The organism is Aliigemmobacter aestuarii (assembly GCF_004799285.1).
In the GTDB taxonomy this organism is placed as follows: domain Bacteria; phylum Pseudomonadota; class Alphaproteobacteria; order Rhodobacterales; family Rhodobacteraceae; genus Aliigemmobacter; species Aliigemmobacter aestuarii.
Genome location: NZ_SSND01000005.1, coordinates 18,616 through 40,165 on the forward strand (window position 1 = coordinate 18,616; position 21,550 = coordinate 40,165).

The window sequence follows — 21,550 nt, forward strand, 5'->3', positions numbered from 1 at the left end:
GACGACAGGTCAAAGGAAAAATAATCTGTGTCGACAAGAAACGGCTCAACGGCTAACCCTTGAGGCAGCAAACCGGGGGAAATGGGCGCAGGATGGATCAGGACGGACGCCGCGCACGCGGCATGGGGCTGAAGCTGGCGTATGAAACGCTGCGTGACGAGATCCTGTCGCTTCGGCTGGCACCGGGCCAGCTGCTGGACGAAACCTCGCTGGCCGACCGATTCGGCATGTCGCGGTCCCCGATCCGCGAGGCGCTGATCCGGCTGGCGGGCGAGGATATGGTCGTGATGCTGCCGAACCGTTCCACCATCGTGGCCCCTATCGACATAACCACCTTTCCCAAATACGTCGAGGCGCTGGACATCGCGCAGCGGATGAACACCCGCCTTGCCGCCGAATTCCGGACCGATGCCGACCTTGCCGCCATCGCCGCGCGGCAGAAGGATTTCGAGGCCGCCGTCGCCCGTGGCAACCATCTGGACATGTCGGACGCCAACAAGCGGTTTCACATGGCGATCGCCGCGGCGGGGCGAAACCCCTATCTGGCCGCGTTCTATGAACGCCTGCTGGATCAGGGGCGGCGGATGCTGCACCTGCATTTCGACTATCTGGAACGCACCCATGACGGCTATCTGCTGACCGATGAACACGACCTGATGCTGGAGGCGATCCGCGCACGCGACGTGGCGCGGGCGGATGTCCTGGCCCATGCCCATACCCGGCAGTTCCGCGACAGTTTCATCGACTACATGAAGGAAAACCACGCAGGCGAGCTGATGCTTCCGGTTCCGGGCGACCCGGCCCCGGCGGCATAGCACAGGCCGGGCGCCGGGCAGCGGCAGCCACCGGCAGAAACACCCTTCCGTTGCGTTCCGCCTGCAGCGCCCGCACTTCGGCCGGCTTCATCGCGTCGGGGTTCTTGCCCCCGATCCAGAGGACCCCTGCGACGGGTTCGATCAGCCGGTTCATGTGGCGGATCATCGCGGGTGTGTCCGATCCCGACAGGGGCATCACGCAGGACGGCTCGCCCCGGCAGCCGGTGAAGCTGCCATCCTGAACGCCGACCATGCAGTCGAACCTGTCGCCGAACATCTTTCAGATTCCTTTGATGCGAATGAGGTCCTCACCCCGGGGGGTGTTGATAGGTCTCTCCCTTGCCGCTCTCCCATCATAAAACTTTCCGTAGACAATATGTATTATAAAAGACTACAACTCGGGCAAATGGCCCGATTCAGCCAGACACCATGCTGAATCGCGAGGGAGAGAGCCCATGGAAACCGAAGCCAGAAGCAAGAAGGTGATCTGCGCCGAGGACTTGCGCCGCAAGATCCTGACGCAGGTGTTTGAGCCCGGCGCCTATCTCGACGAAACCGAGATTTCCGATGCCTACGGCCTGTCCCGTCCGCCCCTGCGCGAACTGCTGCGCCAGCTTGCCGGCGAAGGATATGTCGTGCTGCACGAGAACCGCGGCGCACAGGTCGCGCCGATGACGCACAAGACGCTGCGCAACTTCTTTGTCGCCGCGCCGATGATCTATGCCGCGACCGCGCGACTGGCGGCGGAACATGCGACGCCCGCCCAGATCGCGCGGCTCAAGGAATGCCAGTGGGCGTTTCGCCAGGCGATCCGCAACGGCGATGCGGCCGAACGCGCGCTTGGAAACGAACGGTTCCATTCCATCATCGGCGAGATGGCCGACAACGAATACCTGATGCCGTCCCTGCGCCGCCTGCTGATCGACCACACGCGCATCGGCATGACCTTCTACAATCCGCGCAAGCTGGACCTTGCCCGGCAGCGCGACGAGGCCGCCGACCAGCACGACCAGTTCATCGCCCTGATCGAAGCGGGCGATGCCGATGCCGCGGCGGATCTGGCCATCGCGCATTGGGAACTGTCGCGCGCCCAGATCGAAAGTTTCGTCACCCCCGTCAGCCTGAAGCTGCCCCTTGGCCGGGCGCCCGATCAGGCAGAACAGAGAGGAGCCTCATGAAATTCGAGGGCATCTATACCCCTGTCATCACGCCCCACCGGGAGGATGGCAGCATCGACCGCGACGCCTTTGCCGCGATGATCGACCATCTGATCGGCGCCGGGGTGCATGGCCTGATCAACGGCGGCTCCACCGGGGAATACTATGCCCAGTCGATGGAGGAACGCCTTGAGATGGCAAGCCTTGCAAAGGATGTCATCGGCGACAGGGTGCCCCTGATCGTTGGGACGGTCGCGATCCGGCTTGAGGATTCGATCCGCATGGCCGAACATGCCGCGAAGATCGGCGCGGCCGCACTTCTGGTGGGGTCTCCGCCCTATTCGGTGCCGACCGAACGCGAAAACGCGCTGAATGCGCTGGCGATCGACCGCGCGGCCAACCTTCCGATCATGCTTTACAACTATCCCGGCCGGATGGGCATCAACATGGGCGAGGAATTCCTTGACCGCGTGGGTCGGTCGCGGAATTTTTGCGCGATCAAGGAAAGCTCGGGCGACATCAACCGCGTGCATCTTCTGGCCCGCGATTACCCGCATATCCAGATGTCCTGCGGGATGGATGACCAGGCGCTGGAATTCTTCGCCTGGGGTGCGCGGTCCTGGGTCTGCGGCGGGTCGAATTTCCTGCCGGCGGAACATATCGCGCTGTGGCGCGCCTGTGCTGTCGAGGGTGACTTTGCCAAGGGGCGGCGGATCATGTCGGCGATGATGCCCCTGATGCGGGTGCTCGAACAGGGCGGCAAGTTCATCCAGTGCATCAAGCACGGCTGCGAGATGACGGGCCACTATGCAGGCCCCCCGCGCCCGCCACTCAAGGGCCTGAACAAGGATGACAAGCGGCAACTGGAACAGGTGGTGCGGGTCCTGAAGCGGACCGTGGCCGAGATTGAGGCGGAGTGAAACCGATGAGCGACCTTTTGACGACCGAGGAATACAAGGCCATCGCCGCCGGGCTTTCGCTGCCGACCGGGGCCTTCATCGACGGATCCTTCCGCCCGGCGATGTCGGGGGCGACCTTCGACACGACCAACCCCGCCACGGGCGAGGTTCTGGCCCGCGTCGCGGCCTGCGGCGCGGCGGATGTGGATTTCGCCGTGTCGAGGGCGCGCGACGCCTTCGAGGATGGCCGCTGGTCGCGCCTGCCCCCGCGCGAGCGGAAAGAGGTGCTGATCCGTCTGGCCAAGCTGATCCGGCGCAACGCCCGCGAACTGGCGGTGATGGAAAGCCTCGACAGCGGCAAGACGATCTTTGATTGCGAAACCGTCGATCTGCCCGAGACGATCCATTGCCTGACATGGCATGCCGAACTGATCGACAAGATCTATGACCAGGTTTCGCCCGCGTCGGACAACCACATTGCGATGGTTGTGCGCGAACCCGTGGGCGTGGTCGGCCTTGTGCTGCCGTGGAACTTCCCGCTGCTGATGCTGGCGTGGAAGATCGGGCCGGCGCTGGCGGCAGGCTGTTCGGTGATCGTGAAGCCGGCCGAGGAAACGCCGCTGACCGCGCTGCGCATCGCAGAACTCGCGATGGAGGCGGGCCTGCCCGCCGGCGTTTTCAACGTGCTGCCGGGGTCGGGGCCGGATGTGGGCGAACCGATCGGCCGGCACATGGATATCGACGCGGTCAGCTTCACCGGCTCCACCGCGACGGGGCGGCGTTTCCTGCGCTATGCGGCGGAATCCAACCTGAAGGAAGTGACGCTGGAAATGGGCGGGAAGAATCCCGCCGTGGTTCTGGACGATGCCGAGAACCTCGACCGTGTCGCCGCCCATATCGTGAACGGCGCGTTCTGGAACATGGGCGAGAACTGTTCGGCCACCTCGCGGCTGATCGTGCAAAGGGGCGTCCGCGACGATCTGATTGCCCGTATCCTGGCCCATGCCCGCGAATGGCCCGTGGGCGATCCGCTGGACCCGGTGAACCGCGTCGGCGCGCTGGTCAGCAAGGCGCATTACGACAAGGTCTGTTCCTATTTGGAAAAGGGCCAGAAGATCATCCTCGGCGGCAAGGCGGACAAGGGCTTTGTGGAACCCACGATCATGGAAGTGGCGCGCGACGCCCGACAGGCGCGCGAGGAAATCTTCGGCCCGGTCCTTTCGGTCCTGACGGTGAAAAGCTTCGACGAGGCGATCGCCCTGGCCAATGACACCGAATACGGCCTGGCCGCTTCGATTTTCACCGCCAACGTGAAACGGGCGATCCGCGGGGCGCGGGCGATCCGGGCCGGAACGGTGACGGTGAACAGTTTTGGCGAGGGCGACATTTCCACCCCCTTCGGTGGCTTCAAGGCCAGCGGCTTCGGCGGGCGCGACAACGGTATTCACGCGCATGACCAATACACCCAGCTGAAGACGATCTGGGTCGACCTGGCCGATGACGGGGACGAGGCGGTGGCATGACGACGTACAGCGCGCGGCGCACACCCGTGCATCGTGGTCCGGCGGCCTGGTCGGCGATCCTGCCCGGCCAGCCCGCGCCGGTGCCCCTTGACGGGGATCTGACGGTTGATTTTGCCATGGTGGGTGCGGGGTTCGCCGGGCTGTCTGCGGCGCGGCGCCTGACCCAGCTGAACCCCGGCGCGAAGATCGCCGTGCTTGAGGCGGGCCGGCTGGCCGAGGGTGCGTCGGGGCGCAATTCAGGCTTCATGATCGACCTGCCGCATGAGCTTACCTCGGACGACTATGCCGGGGCGGGCGACGACCGCGCCATGATCGCGCTGAACCGCAAGGCGATCGGCTTTGCCCGCGACGCGGTCGAACAGTTCGGTATCGATGGCAATTTCCTTGACCCGGCGGGGAAGGTGAATGGTGCCGCCAGCGAAACGGCCGATGCGCTGAACCGCAGCTATGCCGACCACCTGGCAGGGCTTGGCGAACCCAGTGAACGGCTGGACGCGCAGGCGATGTTCGAACTGACGGGCAGCAGGCATTATCTTTCCGGCCTCTACACGCCGGGAACGGTGATGTTGCAACCTGCGGGCTACATCCGGGGCCTTGGCGAAGGGCTGCGGCGCGACGGCATCCTGGTCTGCGAAAACACTCCCGTTCTGAAGATCGCGCGGCAGGGCACGGCCTGGGACCTGGCCACCCCGCGCGGCCGGGTGCGGACCGGGCGGGTGATCCTGACGAACAACGGGCATCTGGAAAGCTTCGGCTTCCAACAGAACCGACTGATGCACGTCTTCCTTTACGCCTCGATGACGGCGGAACTTGGGGCGGATGCGCTGAAGGCGCTTGGCGGGGCGCCACGCTGGGGCATCACGCCCGCCGATCCGATGGGCACGACGATGCGCCGGATCGACACGGGGCAGGGCGGCAACCGGATCGTGACCCGCACCTGCGGCACCTTCGAACCGGGGATGGAGGCATCCGCAGGCGCGCTGAAGCGGGCGGCGGCGGTGCACCGCCGGAAGTTCGAACAGCGCTTTCCGATGCTCAAGGACGTGCGGCAGGAATATTCCTGGGCTGGGCACCTGTGCCTGTCGAAGAACGGCGCTTCGGTGATGCGGGAACTGGATGACGGGCTTTTCGCCGCCTGCGTGCAGAACGGGCTTGGCACCGCGCGTGGCACGCTGACCGGGATCGGGGCGGCGGAACTTGCCAGCGGTGCGCAAAGCGATGTGACGCGCCACTTCACCGGCCAGCCCGAACCCGCACGCCTGCCGCCCCCGCCGTTTTCAACCATCGGGGCCAATGCCTATCTGCGATGGAAGGAATGGCGGGCGGGCGCGGAATAGCGGCCCCCTCGTCCGGGCGGCCGGTGCGCCCCACGGGTTGGGTCCGGGCTATGGTGACGCGGACGGCAGGCTTTTGTCCGGATTCCGTGCGCGGTAGGTCCGGCCCGAGGGGATCGTGGCGATCGGTTCCCGTACCAGCACGCGAGCCGGATGGACACGTTCGCGCACGATCTTTTCCCCGGCGCGGTTTCGGTCGGCCAGCGCGCAGCGGGACGGAGGTTTTTGGAAGCCGCTGGGAAAGCGGCGAATGTCTGGCGCTTTCGTCACCCGGGTTGCGCGGCTGCCGAGGCGGCGTGACCGGGCAAGCGGCGTGGCGCAAGCATTGTCGCCCCGGCCAGGGTTCCGGGGGTCGTCATCGGGCAGGGCAGGATCGGACAGGGCGGGGGGCTGTCAGCCCCGGTTGCCCTTCAGGTTCTGGAACAGATCCCATCCGGCCAGGGCCACCGTCGCCCCGATCACGACCACGAGGTCAAGCCGCGGGACATGGATCAGCAGGATGGCCAGAAAGCCGACGAAGACGAGGAAGGCCAAGATCGCGATCAGGTTGTTCATCGGGTCATTCTCCCCGTTCCAGTGTTTCAAGATGCGCGGCCAGCCAGCGGGCCGTTCGCAGAAGCCGGGCGTCATCGCCGCGTCGGCCGACAAGCTGCACACCCATCGGCAGGCCGTTTTCAGCCGTGAAGACGGGTAGCGTCACCGCCGGAACCCCGGCCAGTGTCCACAGCCCGTTGAAGATCGCGCTGCCGGTGCCCTCCAGCCCGGCGGGCGCCGGACCCGGCGCCGCGGGGCAGAGGATCGCGTCGCAGCGTTCAAAGATCTCGTCCAGCGCGGCGTTCGTCAGCCTGCGCCAGTCCAGCGCCGAAAGGTAGTCGCGGGCCAGCACCGCCTTGCCCTCGTCGATCGCGGCCTTCAGCACATCCGACATCCGGTCCCGCCCGCGGCGTTCCAGGCCGTAATAGCATTTCGCCATCTCGGCGAAGTTGATCCGCTGGCGGATCGCCGCGACATCGTCGAAGCCGTCCAGCGGCACCTCAAAGCATTGTTCGCCCAGGACTTCGGCCAGTTCCGCAATCGCGGCCTTCATCTCGTCATCGGCCGTGTCCCAGCCGGGCGGGCGCAGGAAGGCGAACATCGGCGCGACGGGGGCTTTCGATTGCGCGACCGACAGCATCCGCGGCATGGGGACAGGTTCGGTCGTGGTATCGGCGGGGTCGTGGCCGGCCAGCACCTCGGCCAGCAGGGCGCAATCCTCGACGCTGCGTGCAAAGACCCCTACGGTATCAAGGAAGGGCGATTGCGGGAGGATGCCGGTGCGCGGGATCAGGCCGAAACTGGGCTTCATGCCGACGATGCCGCAGAAGGCCGCGGGGCGGATCACCGATCCGCCGGTCTGGGTGCCGATGGCAAGGGGCACCATCCCCGCGGCGACCGCTGCGGCGGAACCCTGCGAAGACCCTCCGGGCGTATGCGCGGTGTCGTGCGGGTTGCGGGTCTTGCCGGGGTGCATGAAGGCACATTCCGTCGTCACCGTCTTTCCCAGGATGATCGCCCCGGCGGCCTTCAGGCGGGTCACGATCCAGGCATCCTCGGCCGGCACGCGCCCGGCGTCGATGGGGGTTCCGTTTTCGGTCGGGATGCCCTTGGTATCGATGATGTCCTTCAGGCCGACGGGCAGGCCATGCAGCGGCCCGATCGGGCGTCCGGACAGGCGCAGGGCGTCAAGCCGCCGCGCCTGTTCGATGGCGTGATCCCCGTCAAGCCAGGCCCATGCCTGCACCTTCGGTTCGATCGCCTCGATCCGGCGCAGGCAGGCCTCGACCAGGTCCACGGCCCTCAGCCCGCCCGAGGCGAGCCGGTCGCGCAATTCGACCGCGCTCAACCCCAGAAGGGCGTCGTCCTCAGTTCGCCGGGCCATAGAACAGGTCCGGCAGGCTGAACACGATGTTCGGGTAGATGTACATCAGCGCCATGCAGATCACCACCATGCCGACATAAGGCAGTACGCCGGCAAAGATTTCGGTCAGCTTGATCTGCGGCGGCGCGATGCCCTTCAGGTAGTAGGCGCTCATGGCCATCGGTGGGGTCAGGAAGCTGGTCTGCAGGTTCAGCGCGACCAGCACGCCGAAGAACAGCGGATCGATCCCGAAATGCGGCAGGAGCGGCAGGAAGATCGGCACGAAGATGATGATGATCTCGGACCATTCCAGCGGCCAGCCCAGAAGGAAGATGATGAGCTGCGCGATGATCAGGAACTGGATCGGCGTCAGGTCGAGGCCCTGGACGAATTCCGCGATCACATGTTCGCCGCCCAGATAGCTGAACACGGCCGAGAAGGTGTAGGAGCCGACAAACAGCCAGCAGACCATCGCCGTCGTGCGCACCGTCAGGTAGACGGATTCGCGCAGGCGCTGGAAGGTCATCGCACGGTAGGCGACGGCAAGCAGCATGCCACCCAGTGCGCCGATCGAGGCAGCTTCGGTCGGCGTGGCAAGCCCGAAGAGGATCGAACCGAGCACGGCGAGGATCAGGATCGCCAGCGGGAAGAAACTGGTCAGCAGCATGAACGCCAGCTTGCCGAGGGGGACGTCGGGGATCTCTTCCTTGGTCGGCTTGGGGGCCAGTTTCGGGTTCAGCAATGCGCGCCCGATGATGTAGACGAGGTAGAGCCCGACCAGTGTCAGGCCCGGCAGCAGCGCGCCCGCGTAAAGCCGCACGATCGACACGCCCGACGAGGCCGCATAGACGATCAGCATGATCGACGGCGGGATCAGGATGCCCAGTGTGCCGCCGGCACAGATGATGCCCGTGGCAAAGCGGTGGTCATACCGCATCTTCAGCATCTGGGGCAGCGCCAGAAGGCCCATCAGTGTGACGACCGCGCCCACGATGCCGGTGGCGGTGGCGAACAGTGCACAGGTGATCAGCGCGGCGACACCCATCGACCCTGGCAGACCGCGCGTGGCGACCGCGAGCGTGCCGAACAGCTTGTCAACGATGTTCGCCCGTTCGACGATGTAACCCATGAACAGGAACAGCGGGATCGCTGTCAGCACCTCGTTCGAGATCACCGTATAGGTCTGGTTCACGAACAGGTCGAAAATCCGGTTGTTGTAGAAGCCTTCGATCCAGAGGCTTGTCGAATCCCACCATCCGGCGTCTTCGCCCAGGCGGTTGAACGACCGCCACATCCGGTCGGCATCGAAATAGGCGTAGTAGCCAAAGCCGATGCCAAGGGCCATCAGCGTGAAGGCAATGGGAAACCCGAGAAAGACGCAGGCGATGAAAATGCCCAACATCATCAGGGCGATCTGAGGATCGGTCACGGTCTGGACTCCAAAGCAAGCAGGGCGGGCCTTACCGGCCGGTCAGTTGGACTGCCCTTCGGCAGCTTTCTTCATCAGTAGCTGTTCGGTTTCTTCCACGTCGTCGCCGGCGGGAAGCCAGGTGTTCGTCTTCATGCAGTGGATGCAGCGGAAGACCTGCGCGATCCCCTGAATGATCATCAGGATGCCGGCCACCACGATCACCGTCTTGAACTGGTAGATCGGAATCCCGGCCGGCGAGTTCACCGATACCTCGCCATAGCTCCACGACCGGCTGGCGTATTTCCAGCCCGCGAAGACAAGGGCAAGCATGCCGGGAAAGAAGAAGAGGACATAAAGGATCAGGTCCACGAACGCCTGTTTGCGGGGCTCCCAGGTGCGATAGACGAAATCGCCGCGCACATGCCCGCCGCGCGACAGTGTGTACGCGCCGCCCAGCATGAACAGCGTTCCGTACATGATGAAGCTGATGTCCAGCGCCCAAGGCGTCGGCGCGTTGAACAGATAGCGGACGAGCACCTCATAGCTCATCCCGAAGGTCATCAGGATGATGAGCCAGCCGAACGTCTTGCCGAACCATGCCGAAACGCTGTCGGCAAACCGGATATAGCGGATCATCGAGGAAACCCCGTTCATGGAAAGGCGCGGCGCGCATGTCCTGCAACGCCGCGTGAAAAATGGGGCGCGGTTCTGCCCGCGCCCCTGTGGATCAGAGCTTCAGCTTGCCCGGGAAGTAGTGATCGAAGGCAAGGCCCAGGTCGGGGGCGTTCATGAGCTCGTAGTAGGCGACCTGTTCGGCCCATGCGCGCTGGCTGTCCATGACCTTCTTGTTGAAGGGGTCGGCTTCCAGATCGACGATGAGCTTGTCCCAGGCTTCCAGCTGACCGGCGAGGATTTCCTTCGAGGTGCGGTGCACGGTGACACCGGCCTGCGACTGAAGCTCGGCCAGGTCCTTGGAGTATTCGCGCATCGCCAGAGCCAGGTTCGACGTGGCCGATGCCTCGACGCCATAGCGCAGGATCGCCTGCAGGTCGGGCTCGAGGTCGTCCATGAAGTCCTTGTTGAAGATGAACTCGAACGATTCCGACGCCTGGTGGTAGGACGACAGGTAATAGTTCTTGGCCACGTCCTGCGCACCGAAACGACGGTCCGACGACGGGTTGTTGAACTCGAACGCGTCGATCACGCCACGCTCCATGGCGGGCACGATCTCGCCGCCCGGAAGCTGGGCAACCGACATCCCCATCGCCTGCAGCAGGTCGGCGGCAAGGCCAACGGTGCGGTACTTGAAGCCCTGCAGGTCGGCGACGGTGTTCACTTCGTTCTTGAACCAGCCGAAGGGCTGGGCCGGCATCGGCATGCCCATGTAGCCATAGACGTTCAGGCCGAGGATCTGCTGGGTCAGTTCCTGATACAGTTCCTTGCCGCCGCCCTGGTAGAACCAGCCGAGCATCGTGGTGGCCGAACCGCCGAAGACGGGGCCGGTGCCGAAGAAAGAAGCTGCCTTCGACTTGCCGTACCAATAGACCGGCACGGTGTGGGCTGCGTCGATCACGCCGTCATGGCAGGCGTCCATCACCTGGAACGCGCCGACCACCGCACCAGCGGGCAGAAGGTCGATCTTGAGGCGTCCGCCCGACATCTCTTCGACGCGGGTGACGTATTCGCGCGCCATGTCCATCCAGATGTCGGATGCCGGCCACGAGGTCTGCATCTTCATGACAAGCGGAGCCTGCGCCAGAACGGCCGGAGCCGCCAAGGCCGTCGCCGCGGCGGCCGAGCCGCCAAGCGCACCCTTGCGCAGGAACGAACGGCGGGAAAGCCGCTGGATGTCGCGGGTATCAGTCATCGATGTCCTCCCAGACGTTTTGGCCACCATTGGTGGCGTTTTGTCACTCGAACTATAAGGCCATCGTCCTAAATTGCAATAGCTGGTAAGTTTAGTTTACCAGTTTCGCGGTTAGCGATAACGCGCCGAACCCCTTGCCCATGGGCTTTCGTCGTCAGACGACCCGGTCGCCGGGTGCGCGACCGGCGAAGAACGCGTCCAGATTGTCCAGCGCGCGGAACCCCATAGCATCACGGGTTTCCTCGGTCGCCGACCCGATGTGGGGCAGAAGAAAGACATTGGGCAGTGCGGCGATGGCCGGGTTTCCGCCGGGCTCGGTGCGGAAGACATCCAGCCCCGCGGCAAAAAGCCTGCCGGATTTCAGCGCGTCGACCAGCGCATCCTCGTCCACCAGAGCGCCGCGCGCGGTGTTCACCAGAATCGCCCTCTCGGGCAGGAGAGCCAGCGTCCGTGCGTTGATGATGCCCAGGTTTTCGGGCGTGGCCGGGCAGTGCAGCGACAGCACATCCGACACGGCCAGCAGGCTTTCCGGCGTATCGTGGAAGATCGCGCCCTTTTCCAGGTGGTCGGGCAGACGGCGGCGGTTGTGATAATGGATCTCCATCCCGAAGCCGCGGGCGCGGTCGGCGGTAACCTGCCCGACCCGCCCCATGCCCAGGATCCCCATCCGCTTGCCCGTCACCTGTCGGCCGACCATGAAGGCGGGCGACCAGAAATCCCATTTTCCGGCGCGAACCATCGCATCGCCCTCGGCCCCGCGACGAGCCGCCCCCAGCATGCAGAGAATCGCGATCTCGGCCGTGGCGTCCGACAGAACGTCGGGCGTGTTCGTCACCACGACCCCGGCCTCGCGGGCTGCCGCCAGATCGACGTGATCCACGCCGACCGAATGGTTCGCGATGATCTTCAGCCCCGGCCCGATCGCCGCGATCACGCCTGCGGTGAACCGTTCCGAGTGGCAGGGCAGCACCGCGTCGACCTTCCGGCAGGCCGCGATCAGTTCGGCCTCGGTAAAGACGTGATCGTCCGGATTCGTCACCACGTCATAATCGCGTGCGGCCCGTTCCTCGACCGCTGGCCGCAGCTTGCGGGTGATCAGAAGTTTCGGTTTCGCCATCTCGGTCCTCCCATCTGAGGGGGATAGGGGTATGGCGAATGGCGCGAAGGTCAATAGCCCATGGGCTGGCCCGCCAACGGGAGGAGCGGGCACCCGGACCGCGCCAAGGGTCCGGGCGCGGCTGATCACTGCCCCGGCAGCGAGACCCGGTAGAAGGGGGCGACAGCGTCGCCCGCGTCTGTCACCGGGTCGAAGCGGGGCGCCTCGACCGGCGGCATCGCGCGCAGGTAGGCGATAAGCGCCCCGAGGTCGTCGGGTGACAGCCGGGCATAGGATGGCCAAGGCATGGCGGGGGCCAGCACCCGCCCGTCGGGTCTGATGCCCCCGGTGATCGCGGTGGCAATCTGGTCATCGGTCCAGCCACCAAGGCCCGAGGCATCGGGCGTCAGGTTCGGCGGCCAGAAGATGCCCATGCCGGGGATCTCGAAACCCACCGTGCCTCCGGAAAGCCCGGCCGTGGCGATCGGCGCGCCGTCGCTGCCCCGCGGCATGTGGCAGCCGTGGCAATCCATGATCGTGGCCAGGTATTCCCCGCGGGCGATCAGGTCGGGCGTCTCGGCCAGCGCCGGCAAGGCGGCAAGGCCACAAAGCAGGCCGAGGGGTAGAACTTTGGATTTCATCTTGGTTTTCCTTTCGATGTGCAGGCGCCGTTCCGGCGGCGGTTCATTCGGCGGCCAGCGCCAGTGAAGGTCGTGCGGGGGTGAACATTCCCTGCGGATCGAACCTCTGGCGCAGGAGGGCCAGTCGTCCGTTTGCCGCGTCGGAATGGGTGGGCAGGTGCCCGCCGACGCGGTCCAGATCGCAAAGCCCGACATAGGCCCCCGTGCAGAGGGGCGAGAGACCGGCAACAAGCCCGTTGAGCCAGGCGGCGTTGCGGTCGTCTTCGCCGGGCTTTTCCCAGAGCGCATAGACCGCGCCGAAAATCCGGCCCGAACAGGACAGCGCGGCACCGGAAGGGAGGGGCGGCGCATGGGGGCCAAGGGTCAGGACCGCGAAAGTCTCCGCCGAGGGCGCGCGCGCCATGCCCTCGACCATCGGGCCAAGGATCTGCGCCAGATCGGCATCGGACCAGACCGAATCCACCCGGTAGCGGCGTCCCGCGGGGACCGAAGGATCGGTCGCGGCGTACAGCTCCGGCATCTGCGCGGCCAACGGCCCGATCACGTCAAGCGCGGGCGGTGCGCCCTGGCTCAGTGCCTCGTGCACCTTGCGGCTTTCCCCTTCGCTTTCGGCGAAGACGGTGGCGATGGCCGCGATCATCGGACCCTGGGGGCCTGCCATGACCTTTGCGGTGAATTCGACCGACGCGGGGGCGCTGGCCAGCACCGTCTCAGCCCAGTGTGCGACCTCGTCGGACATCGCGCCCGGATAGACCCGAATGACGGTTTCGATCGCGCGGGGCGCGGGTTTCAGGTCAAGCCACCATGCGGTGACGATCCCGAAGAACCCCGGACCGCCGCCGCGCAGGGCCCAGAACAGATCGGGGTTTTCGGTCGCCGAGGCGGTGACGCAGCGGCCATCGGCAAGCACGACCTCGGCCCTTGTCACAAGGCCGCAGGCAAAGCCCCATGCGCCCCCGTTCCAGCCTACGCCACCGCCCAGAAGGTAGCCGCTCATCGGAACGCTGCCGCAGTGACCCAGCGGGAAGGCGAGGCCCTTCCGGTCAAGGGCGGTGGCCATCTCGAGGTTGGTGACGGCCGGTTCTACCCGCGCGCTGCGGGTCGTGGCATCAATGGAAAGGCCCTTCAGCGCGCCAAGGTCGATGACCATGTCGGCCCGCGTCGCGATCCCGGTGAAGTGATGTCCGCCGCCGCGCGGCGAAACGGTCAGGCCGTGGGTGGCGGCATGGCGCACCGCTTCCTGCACGTCGGCGGCGGAAGCGGCCCGCACGATGATGCGGGCGCGATGCGCAGGCTTGCGGCCGTTCCATGTCAGCCCGTCGTGTTCGGCGGCGAAGGCGGGTTCCAGTGCGGTGATGACAGCGCCGGAAACGCGGCGGTTGAGAGATTCGATATTCATGTCTGTCCTGTCCCGGGCAGGGGTCTGCCCGAATTGTGCCAGGGCCGGCGCGCCGGGCGCCGGCCTTTGGATGATGGATGCGGCGAGCCTTGGCCCCGCTCTGCCCCTGACTGGGCGCCGTGGCCGCGTTTCGCCTGGACGCACTGATAGGCGAGCAGGCGGCGCAAGGCTTGCTAAGTCTCCCGGCAGGAAATCATAAAAGATTGCTAAGGCGCGGTGGCGTCAGCAGGCGGGCGCGCTGGCGTCGTCCATGTCCTGCAAGGCGATGGCGCAATGCGCGACCAGCCGGAACCGACCCCGCCCGGTCTTCTCGATCCTGAGGCAGGCCCCGCGTTCCTCCAGCCTCCGGCGCAGCAGCACCAGTCGCGCGTCGAGGTTCTCGGCATGATCGGGCAGTTTCAGCGTGCGGTCGAGCCGCAGTTCCCGCGTGGAAAACTCGGTCCGTCCGGTTTCGGCATTCTGCCGCAGAAGGCGCCACAGGATCGCCCCCGCCACGCCCTTGATCAGATAGTCGTTTTCCAGAAAGACGCTGTCATCGCGGGGGAAATGCCGAACATGGACCAGCCCGGCCCGTTCGACGGGCAGGTGGCCGGGTGTGCCGGCCGAGCGCGGATCATCCTCGCCCGGAAGGGTGGCAAGCGCGCCAAGATAGCCCGCCAGCAGCATCAGCGCGTCTTCGTCCTCGTGATCGAAGCGCATGATCTCGGGCGATTCGCAGAACAGGACACCCAGCACCCGCCCGGCCGACAGGATCGGCACGGCCACCTGGCTGTGCGGGTCACCAAGGCCGGGAAAGGGGACACCGCAGGGTTCGACCGCCAGAAGCCCCGCCTGACGCGCCGCCGCGCCAAGTGCCGCGCCATAGCGGTAATCCGCGCTGAGATGGCCGATGCGGATCGGAACGCCCTCGCGCGCGGCCACGCCGATCACGCCCTCGCCAGGAAGGATTTCGGCCCCGACCCCAGAGGCCGCGTAGCCGCGCGAACCGATGGCGAACAGGCGGCCATCGCCTTCGGCCATCAGCAGGATCACATGCGGAATGTGCAGGTGGCGCACCACCCCATCGAGCACGGCATCGGCCAATTCGTCGAAATCGCGGCACCGTGCCAGATCGTCGATGCAACTGCGCACCGCCGACAGAAGCGGGGGCCGGTCCTGCACGGCAAGTCTGGCCGCAGGGGTCAGTTGTTCGATCCCCACGACGCGAAAGATGTCGGCGCCCAGAAGGCGGAACACGCCTTCAAGCCCGTGGTGCGAGGCGATCCCGGCAAGGCGCGCCTTCATCATCTCGAACAGGGGGCCTTCGGTCCGGGTTTCCACATGGTCGAGATGCAGCCTGTGGCGGGCATGCGTGACCGGATCGAAGAGTTCGACACAGGCCTTGCCGGTGGCCAGAAGGTTGGCGCGGGTCTTGTTGAAGAATTGCCAGGAAAGGGCGACATGCCGGTCATCCACCCAATGCACCTGGCTGATCATCGACACGTTCGGCTGGCCCTCAGCGTCGCAGGTGCACAGGATCGACGCCGCAATACCCTCCATCGCGCCGCGAAGCGCACGCAGACCGCAACCGTTCATCGGCGCAACTCCGCACCGGCGCCGGGGCCGGGTGTCTGGGTGAACACACGATCGGGCCGGAACTCCACCACGGCAAGGCATGTCGGGTCGAAGGCCACATAGGCCTGCGCCTGCGACCGGGTATAGCCGAGATCCACCAGTTCATCCGACAGGATCGCGCATTGGCGCGCGATTTCGGTCAGGTCGCCGGGTTCGGCCTCGCACAACAGGGCCGACGCCGCCTTCACCTGGATAGACCTGTGGTCGCGGGCGCGGGAAAAGGTGGCCGCCACGGCGCTGCCTGCGCTGACGGCCTCAAGCAGGGGGGCATTGCGGGCACAATCGAGGAAAAGCCGAAGCACGCTCATCTCGCGCACGCGGCAGGCCACGGCCGAGCCGACAATCGGTCGCCCGTTGATCCCCCGCACCCCGAGGATTGGCGCCACCCCGCCCTGGACGAAAGCCACCAGATGCACCGGCAGCCGCCCCGGGGGCGGACTGGCCTCGCGCCAGGTCTCCTGGTCGTCTGTCGGTGTTGCGTAACCTTGTGCAGCCATGGTCGGTGTGTCGGGTGTGATGTGGCAATCGGTGTCTGTGTCGCGCGCGTCGGGGACAAGGCCCCAATCGGGGCGGCACCAATCAAGGGGGCGACGGTTCCCGCAGAACTCGGAAAGAGGGCGTGCTGCAAAAGATCGCGGTGACTGTGCCATAACAGCCGGGGCCATACAGCCGGGAAGTGTCGTTCGGCAATCATTCTAGCATCCAGGGGCGGCCGCCCCAACCCTTTCGCGCTGGCGCGAGGCAGGGGCGTCCGGCCCCCGGCATGCCGTGCCTGCGCGGCTTTGGCGCAAGTCGTGAGGGCTGGACGAACGCCGCGTCTGGTCTTCAGATAGGGGGGAGGCGCAGGTGTTGGTGCCGCCTCCCCACGCCGGGGTGACCGCCGCCCGGCCCGCCGTTCCGTTCCAGTCACCGCGCGAGTCGCCGCGCCAGACCAGACCGAAAGGACGAACCGATGCCCCATCCCCGACTTTCCTTCCACGGTGCGGCCGGCGCGGTGACGGGATCGTGCTTCCGGCTTCAGACCGAAGCGGGGCAGGTGCTGATCGACTGCGGCATGTTCCAGGGTTCAAAGACCGAAAAGGAACTGAACTACCGCCCGTTCCCCTTCGCGCCCGAAAAGATCGCCGCCGTGATCCTGAGCCACGCGCATATCGACCATTCCGGCCTGTTGCCGAAATTGGTCCGCCACGGGTTCGGGGGGGCGATCCATGCCACCCCGGCCACCATCGACCTTGCCGGCGTCATGCTGCCCGACAGCGCCCACATCCAGGAATTCGAGGTCGAACAGTTCAACCGCCGTGCCGCCCGTCGCAACCGGCTGGCGGTGGAGCCGATCTATGACAGCGCCGATGTCGAAATCTGCCTCGACCAGTTCCGCCCGCATGATCCGGGCGACTGGTTCGCGGTGCTGCCGGGCCTCCGGGCGCGGTTCTGGAATGCGGGCCACATGCTGGGCTCTGCCTCGATCGAGGTCGAGCTTGCGCGCGGCGACGGGGATGACCCTCTCAGGCTTCTGTTCTCGGCCGACATCGGCCCGGATCACAAGCTGCTGCATGCCGATCCCGAAGGCCCTGCCGGCATCGACTATCTGATCTGCGAATCCACCTATGGCGACGTGAATCGCCTTGATGCCACCGCCGCCCGCCGCCGCATCCTGTTGCGCGACGAGGTGCGCGCGGCGATCCACCCGAATGGCGTGCTGCTGATTCCCTCATTCGCGGTCGAACGGGCGCAGGAACTGATCAGTGACATCGGGCGGCTGATCGCCGAGGGCGAGCTGCCGGATATTCCCATCCATGTAGACAGCCCGCTGGCTATGCAGGCCACCCGGGTCTTTGCCCGGCACCATCGCGAGCTTGAGGATGGCGCCGTCCTGATGAAGGGGCTCAGGGCCCGCAACCTGCATTTCACCGAGACGGTCGAACAAAGCAAGGCGCTGGACCGGATGCACGGGTTCCACATCGTCATCGCGGCCTCGGGCATGTGCGAGGCCGGGCGCATCCGCCACCGGCTGAAGAACTGGCTGTGGCGTGACGAGGCCACGGTCCTGTTCACCGGCTATCAGGCCGCAGGCACGCTTGGCCGCATCCTGCAGGACGGGGCGCGTTCCGTCCGCATCCAGGGCGAGGATTTCGCCGTGCGCGCCCGCATCCGTTCGCTCGATCTCTATTCCGGGCATGCCGATGGCCCGGAACTGGCCGCCTGGATCAGGGCGCGGCTGCCGCTGCGGCACGATCTGTTCCTTGTCCACGGCGAACCGGAGGCGATCGAGGGTCTGGCCGCGCGGCTGGACGGGATCGTCGACCCCGCCCGTATCCTTCGTCCGGCGCTGGACGAAACTTTCGAGCTTGGCGATGCGGGGGCGAGACGGCTGGGCGAGGACGGCCCGCGCCGGCTTCAGCCCGAAAGGGTTGCGCGCCTGGATTGGCACAATGACGTGTCGCGGCTGATCCTAGACATCAACGACGCGCTGGCCGCCGAACCGGACGAAAAACAGCGTGCCGTCCTGATCCGGCGGTTGCGGCGCGCTCTTGATCCCGACGCGCAGGGCGGCCGTTCGTCCTGAATTCCGGGCGATCCGGCCCGACCGTGCCCGTCCTGCGGCAGGTGCATCCGCACCGCGTTTCGGGAAGGGGCGATGATCCGGGCGCAGATGATCCGGGCGCCGCTGTCCACGATCGGGGCCTCGAAGCCGCGCAGGGCCAGGCCCAAAGCCGCGACGGTCAAGCCGCCCAGGATGGTGCCGAAGGCCAGCGGCATCAGAGGCGCCAGGCGCCCCCACATTGTTCATGACCCCGGACCGGTCGTCGGGCAGTGCGTCACGTGCGGTCATGCCCGACAACCGCCCGGCAGACCTTGGCCGGACCTTTTATGGCGCCGGTATTCTGCCGCCAGCCGGGATATGGGCTGCGATTGCGGGTGCGGGTTCGGGTTGCGGGGTGATGCAGTTTTGCGCTTGCGCGATGAAATTTTGCAGCACTGGGTCGCCGCCGCTGCGTCGGGCCGCCCCCGTAGATTGGCGGGAGTTAAAAAATACTAAATTATTTCAGCGCTTTGAAATAAAGTTTTGCCCGGTTTCGGAAAATGGCCCCAAACCTGCATCTATCCAAGGCAGACGCGCTGATAGCTGGAGCCTGCCATGACCGATGCCCCCGCCGCCGAGCTGACCCTGGACGATGCCCCCTATCTGGATGTGGCTGATCCGGCCTTCTCGATCCGCTCGCAGGCGGTGAAGGATGCCCGCGCGCAAAGCTGGTTTGCCCGCACCCCCTATGGCATAGCCGTGCTGCGCTATGACGAGGTGCAGAAGATGCTGCGCCATCCCAAGCTGCGGCAGGGCAGCCACCTGTGGCCGCAGCATAATGGCGTGACCACCGGCAAGTTCGCGACGTGGTGGTGCAACATGCTGCTGTGCCAGGAAGGCGATACCCACGCCCGGCTGCGCCGCATGGCCAACCCCGCCTTCAGCCCCAAGCTGATCGCCGATCTGCAGCCCAAGTTCCAGACACTGGCCAACAGGCTGATCGACGCCTTCATCGACCGCGGCGAATGCGACTTCATCGCCGAATTCACCGAACCCTACGCCACGGGCGTGATCTGCGACCTGCTGGGCCTGCCGTTCGAGAAGTGGCGCGAACTGGCCGACATCGCGGGCGACATGGGGCTGGCCCTGGGGGTGACCTTCAAGGAGGATCTGCCAAAGATCGAGGCGGCCATCGCCAGGCTGTTCGACTACGCCGAAGAACTGGTGGCGACCCGGCAGGCCAACCCGACCGAGGATTTCATCGGTTATCTGGTGAAATCCCATCAGGATAACCCCGATCAGCTGTCGCGCCAGGAAATGCTGGACATGATCGTGCTGGCGATCTTTGGCGGCATCGACACCACGCGCAACCAGATCGGTCTGGCGATGGACATGTTCATCCAGAACCCCGATCAGTGGCGCCTTCTGGGTGAACAGCCCGACCTGGCCAAGGCCGCGGTGGAAGAGGTGATGCGCACCCGCCCGACCACCACCTGGGTCACGCGCGCCGCGACCGAGGACTTTGAATTCCAGGGCCTGAAGATCAAGGGCGGCACCACGCTGCACCTTTATGGCCAGGCCGCCGCCACCGACCCGGCGGCCATGCCCGAGGCTGAACGCTTCGACATCACCATCCCGCGCAAGCCGCATTTCGGCTTTGGCGGCGGCACGCATCACTGCCTGGGCCATTTCATCGCCCGTGGCGACATGACCGCGGCGCTGGCGCTACTGGCCAGCCGGATGAAGAACCCGCGCTTCAACGGCGAGGTCACCTGGCTGCCCGACAGCGGCAACACCGGCGCCATCGCCATGCCGATCGCCTTTGACAAGGCCTGAACGGGCTTAGGCCGCACAGACAGGGTGAGGCCCGGCAGGGCCTGATCCATCCCAAGACCGCCGATCCGGCCGACAGACGCCGGACAGCTCCAACCAACAGGGAAAGACGATGAAAGTTCACGTGGATATGTCGATCTGCCTGCTGCACGGTCAATGCGTGATCGCGGCGCCGCAGGTGTTCTCGTTCGATGACGAGGGCGGGCTGGTCTGGTTGGCCGAGGTCGACGACAGCCTGCGCGCCGATGTCGAGGCCGCCTCTGACGCCTGCCCCGAGCAGGCCATCCAGCTGGGCGACTGACCCATGGCCCCCCGCGTCGTGATCGTGGGGGCATCGCTGGCAGGTTTGCGGACGGCAGAGGCGCTTCATGCGGCCCTGCCCGATGCTGCGCTGACCCTGATCGGCGATGAACCCCACGCCCCCTACAACCGTCCGCCCCTGTCCAAGGACGTGGCCGAACAGCTGGCAGACGCCGATGCCGATGCCCACGCGGCGGCGCTGGACAAGCTCACCTTCCGGCATCGTCTGGCCGGGGACCGGATCGACTGGCGGCTGGGGGTTGCGGCGGTGGGGCTGCACACGGACCAGCGCGAGGTGCTGCTGTCTGACGGGGGCAGGGTCGGTTATGACTGGCTGGTGGCTGCCTCGGGCTTGCGTCCGCGCCAGCTGCCCTTTGCCGGAGCCGAAGGGCGCCGCCATGTGCTGCGCCGGTTTGACGACGCGGTTGCCCTTGGCGCACAGCTGAAAACGGGCGCGCGGATGCTGGTGGTGGGCGCAGGCTTCATCGGGTGCGAGATCGCGGCAACTGCGGCGCATCTGGGCCTGACGGTCACGGTGATCGAACCGCAGAGCGCGCCGATGCTGGCGGCCCTGGGGCCTGAGGTGGCGCAGGCCATGGCGCAGTTTCACCGGGCGCGGGGCATCGACCTGCGCTGCGGCCTGAACGTGACGGGGATTTCCGGCGATGTCGGCCTGTCCCTGTCGGACGGCACCACCGTCGAGGGTGACCTGCTGGTCGAGGCGGTCGGTTCCATTCCCAATGTGGATTGGCTGACCGACCCGGCGCTGGACCTGTCGAACGGGGTGCTGACCGATGCGACCATGACTGCCGTGGGCAATCCGCGCATTCTGGCCGTGGGCGATCTGGCGCGGTTTCCGAACCGGCTGTTCGGCCCCGCTCCGCGCCGGGTGGAACACTGGTGCGTGCCGGGCCAGACCGCCCGTCGGGCGGCCGAAACCATCGCCGCGCGCGAGGCGGGTCGGGAACCGGCCTCCGATTTCGCACCGATGCCCAGCTTCTGGAGCGATCAGCACGGCCTGCGGCTGCAAAGTTTCGGAGCCCCCGCACTGGCCGACGAGGTCCGCGTGACCGAGGGCGCGCTGGATCGGATCGGGCAGGCGCCTTGCCTTGTCGAATACCTGCGCGCGGGGCGTCTGACCGGCCTTCTGGGGCTGGGACTGCCGCCCGCGCAACTGGCCCGCCATCGCCCGCGGCTGGATGCCGCCCTTTCCGAAACCCTTCCCGCCTGAGGACGCAAG

19 protein-coding genes are annotated in these 21,550 nt (G+C 66.1%); 9 read left to right on the top strand and 10 right to left on the bottom strand.

Features of this window, described 5'->3' with window-relative positions; genetic code table 11:
• Window positions 1-92: 92 nt before the first annotated feature.
• From E7811_RS15665 to E7811_RS15685, 5 genes are all read left to right on the top strand, one after another.
• Window positions 93-815, top strand: a complete 723-nt coding sequence (locus E7811_RS15665) for a GntR family transcriptional regulator (protein ID WP_136395620.1) — start codon at window positions 93-95, stop codon at window positions 813-815.
• A gap of 455 nt (window positions 816-1,270) precedes the next feature.
• Window positions 1,271-1,993 (top strand): GntR family transcriptional regulator, encoded by a 723-nt coding sequence (locus tag E7811_RS15670; RefSeq protein ID WP_136395621.1) that lies wholly within the window; start codon window positions 1,271-1,273, stop codon window positions 1,991-1,993.
• Window positions 1,990-2,892, top strand: coding sequence for a dihydrodipicolinate synthase family protein (locus tag E7811_RS15675; protein ID WP_136395622.1), 903 nt, complete (start codon window positions 1,990-1,992; stop codon window positions 2,890-2,892). The genes E7811_RS15670 and E7811_RS15675 overlap by 4 nt, the downstream gene beginning before the upstream one ends.
• A gap of 5 nt (window positions 2,893-2,897) precedes the next feature.
• Window positions 2,898-4,394, top strand: a complete 1,497-nt coding sequence (locus E7811_RS15680; protein WP_136395623.1) for an aldehyde dehydrogenase — start codon at window positions 2,898-2,900, stop codon at window positions 4,392-4,394.
• Complete coding sequence (locus E7811_RS15685; RefSeq protein WP_136395624.1) at window positions 4,391-5,731, top strand: NAD(P)/FAD-dependent oxidoreductase; 1,341 nt, start codon at window positions 4,391-4,393, stop codon at window positions 5,729-5,731. The genes E7811_RS15680 and E7811_RS15685 overlap by 4 nt, the downstream gene beginning before the upstream one ends.
• Window positions 5,732-6,121: 390 nt before the next feature.
• Here E7811_RS15685 and E7811_RS17960 read toward each other — a convergent pair whose 3' ends face one another.
• The 10 genes from E7811_RS17960 to E7811_RS15730 form a co-directional block, all read right to left on the bottom strand.
• Window positions 6,122-6,283, bottom strand: coding sequence for a hypothetical protein (locus E7811_RS17960; protein ID WP_168733061.1), 162 nt, complete (start codon window positions 6,281-6,283; stop codon window positions 6,122-6,124).
• 4 nt (window positions 6,284-6,287) lie between these two features.
• Window positions 6,288-7,646, bottom strand: coding sequence for an amidase (locus E7811_RS15690; RefSeq protein ID WP_136395625.1), 1,359 nt, complete (start codon window positions 7,644-7,646; stop codon window positions 6,288-6,290).
• A complete protein-coding gene (locus E7811_RS15695) occupies window positions 7,630-9,054 on the bottom strand; it encodes a TRAP transporter large permease (protein ID WP_136395626.1) in 1,425 nt (474 codons plus the stop codon). The genes E7811_RS15690 and E7811_RS15695 overlap by 17 nt, the downstream gene beginning before the upstream one ends.
• Window positions 9,055-9,096: 42 nt before the next feature.
• Complete coding sequence (locus E7811_RS15700) at window positions 9,097-9,672, bottom strand: TRAP transporter small permease subunit (protein WP_136395847.1); 576 nt, start codon at window positions 9,670-9,672, stop codon at window positions 9,097-9,099.
• 91 nt (window positions 9,673-9,763) lie between these two features.
• On the bottom strand, window positions 9,764-10,903 hold the full coding sequence (locus tag E7811_RS15705) for a TRAP transporter substrate-binding protein (RefSeq protein WP_136395627.1): 1,140 nt from the start codon (window positions 10,901-10,903) through the stop codon (window positions 9,764-9,766).
• A gap of 154 nt (window positions 10,904-11,057) precedes the next feature.
• The gene (locus E7811_RS15710) at window positions 11,058-12,020 is read right to left on the bottom strand and encodes a 2-hydroxyacid dehydrogenase (protein WP_136395628.1); all 963 of its coding nucleotides are present in this window, start codon (window positions 12,018-12,020) and stop codon (window positions 11,058-11,060) included.
• Between the two features lie 125 nt (window positions 12,021-12,145).
• Window positions 12,146-12,640, bottom strand: coding sequence for a c-type cytochrome (locus tag E7811_RS15715; RefSeq protein WP_136395629.1), 495 nt, complete (start codon window positions 12,638-12,640; stop codon window positions 12,146-12,148).
• 43 nt (window positions 12,641-12,683) lie between these two features.
• Window positions 12,684-14,039 carry an FAD-binding oxidoreductase gene (locus E7811_RS15720; RefSeq protein WP_136395630.1) on the bottom strand — a complete coding sequence of 452 codons (1,356 nt, stop codon included), beginning with the start codon at window positions 14,037-14,039 and terminating at the stop codon, window positions 12,684-12,686.
• 222 nt (window positions 14,040-14,261) lie between these two features.
• A complete protein-coding gene (locus E7811_RS15725; protein WP_136395631.1) occupies window positions 14,262-15,614 on the bottom strand; it encodes a GAF domain-containing protein in 1,353 nt (450 codons plus the stop codon).
• Window positions 15,611-16,150 carry a hypothetical protein gene (locus E7811_RS15730; protein WP_136395632.1) on the bottom strand — a complete coding sequence of 180 codons (540 nt, stop codon included), beginning with the start codon at window positions 16,148-16,150 and terminating at the stop codon, window positions 15,611-15,613. Before E7811_RS15730 ends, E7811_RS15725 begins: the two co-directional genes overlap by 4 nt.
• A gap of 455 nt (window positions 16,151-16,605) precedes the next feature.
• Here E7811_RS15730 and E7811_RS15735 point away from each other — a divergent pair, with 455 nt between their 5' ends.
• From E7811_RS15735 to E7811_RS15750, 4 genes are all read left to right on the top strand, one after another.
• Window positions 16,606-18,219: an MBL fold metallo-hydrolase RNA specificity domain-containing protein gene (locus tag E7811_RS15735; RefSeq protein ID WP_136395633.1), complete on the top strand. Its 1,614-nt coding sequence runs from the start codon at window positions 16,606-16,608 to the stop codon at window positions 18,217-18,219.
• Between the two features lie 573 nt (window positions 18,220-18,792).
• Complete coding sequence (locus E7811_RS15740; RefSeq protein ID WP_136395634.1) at window positions 18,793-20,013, top strand: cytochrome P450; 1,221 nt, start codon at window positions 18,793-18,795, stop codon at window positions 20,011-20,013.
• Between the two features lie 109 nt (window positions 20,014-20,122).
• Window positions 20,123-20,311, top strand: a complete 189-nt coding sequence (locus E7811_RS15745; protein WP_136395635.1) for a ferredoxin — start codon at window positions 20,123-20,125, stop codon at window positions 20,309-20,311.
• Window positions 20,312-20,314: 3 nt separating this feature from the next.
• Window positions 20,315-21,541 (top strand): NAD(P)/FAD-dependent oxidoreductase, encoded by a 1,227-nt coding sequence (locus E7811_RS15750; protein WP_136395636.1) that lies wholly within the window; start codon window positions 20,315-20,317, stop codon window positions 21,539-21,541.
• Window positions 21,542-21,550 lie beyond the last annotated feature (9 nt).

Excerpts from the sequence above, each read along its gene's own strand:
- E7811_RS15665 (WP_136395620.1), top strand. The coding sequence starts at position 93 with ATGGATCAGGACGGACGCCGCGCACGCGGCATGGGGCTGAAGCTGGCG.
- E7811_RS15670 (WP_136395621.1), top strand. The coding sequence starts at position 1,271 with ATGGAAACCGAAGCCAGAAGCAAGAAGGTGATCTGCGCCGAGGACTTG.
- E7811_RS15675 (WP_136395622.1), top strand. The coding sequence starts at position 1,990 with ATGAAATTCGAGGGCATCTATACCCCTGTCATCACGCCCCACCGGGAG.
- E7811_RS15680 (WP_136395623.1), top strand. The coding sequence starts at position 2,898 with ATGAGCGACCTTTTGACGACCGAGGAATACAAGGCCATCGCCGCCGGG.
- E7811_RS15685 (WP_136395624.1), top strand. The coding sequence starts at position 4,391 with ATGACGACGTACAGCGCGCGGCGCACACCCGTGCATCGTGGTCCGGCG.
- E7811_RS17960 (WP_168733061.1), bottom strand. The coding sequence starts at position 6,283 with ATGAACAACCTGATCGCGATCTTGGCCTTCCTCGTCTTCGTCGGCTTT.
- E7811_RS15690 (WP_136395625.1), bottom strand. The coding sequence starts at position 7,646 with ATGGCCCGGCGAACTGAGGACGACGCCCTTCTGGGGTTGAGCGCGGTC.
- E7811_RS15700 (WP_136395847.1), bottom strand. The coding sequence starts at position 9,672 with ATGATCCGCTATATCCGGTTTGCCGACAGCGTTTCGGCATGGTTCGGC.
- E7811_RS15705 (WP_136395627.1), bottom strand. The coding sequence starts at position 10,903 with ATGACTGATACCCGCGACATCCAGCGGCTTTCCCGCCGTTCGTTCCTG.
- E7811_RS15710 (WP_136395628.1), bottom strand. The coding sequence starts at position 12,020 with ATGGCGAAACCGAAACTTCTGATCACCCGCAAGCTGCGGCCAGCGGTC.
- E7811_RS15715 (WP_136395629.1), bottom strand. The coding sequence starts at position 12,640 with ATGAAATCCAAAGTTCTACCCCTCGGCCTGCTTTGTGGCCTTGCCGCC.
- E7811_RS15720 (WP_136395630.1), bottom strand. The coding sequence starts at position 14,039 with ATGAATATCGAATCTCTCAACCGCCGCGTTTCCGGCGCTGTCATCACC.
- E7811_RS15725 (WP_136395631.1), bottom strand. The coding sequence starts at position 15,614 with ATGAACGGTTGCGGTCTGCGTGCGCTTCGCGGCGCGATGGAGGGTATT.
- E7811_RS15730 (WP_136395632.1), bottom strand. The coding sequence starts at position 16,150 with ATGGCTGCACAAGGTTACGCAACACCGACAGACGACCAGGAGACCTGG.
- E7811_RS15735 (WP_136395633.1), top strand. The coding sequence starts at position 16,606 with ATGCCCCATCCCCGACTTTCCTTCCACGGTGCGGCCGGCGCGGTGACG.
- E7811_RS15740 (WP_136395634.1), top strand. The coding sequence starts at position 18,793 with ATGACCGATGCCCCCGCCGCCGAGCTGACCCTGGACGATGCCCCCTAT.
- E7811_RS15745 (WP_136395635.1), top strand. The coding sequence starts at position 20,123 with ATGAAAGTTCACGTGGATATGTCGATCTGCCTGCTGCACGGTCAATGC.
- E7811_RS15750 (WP_136395636.1), top strand. The coding sequence starts at position 20,315 with ATGGCCCCCCGCGTCGTGATCGTGGGGGCATCGCTGGCAGGTTTGCGG.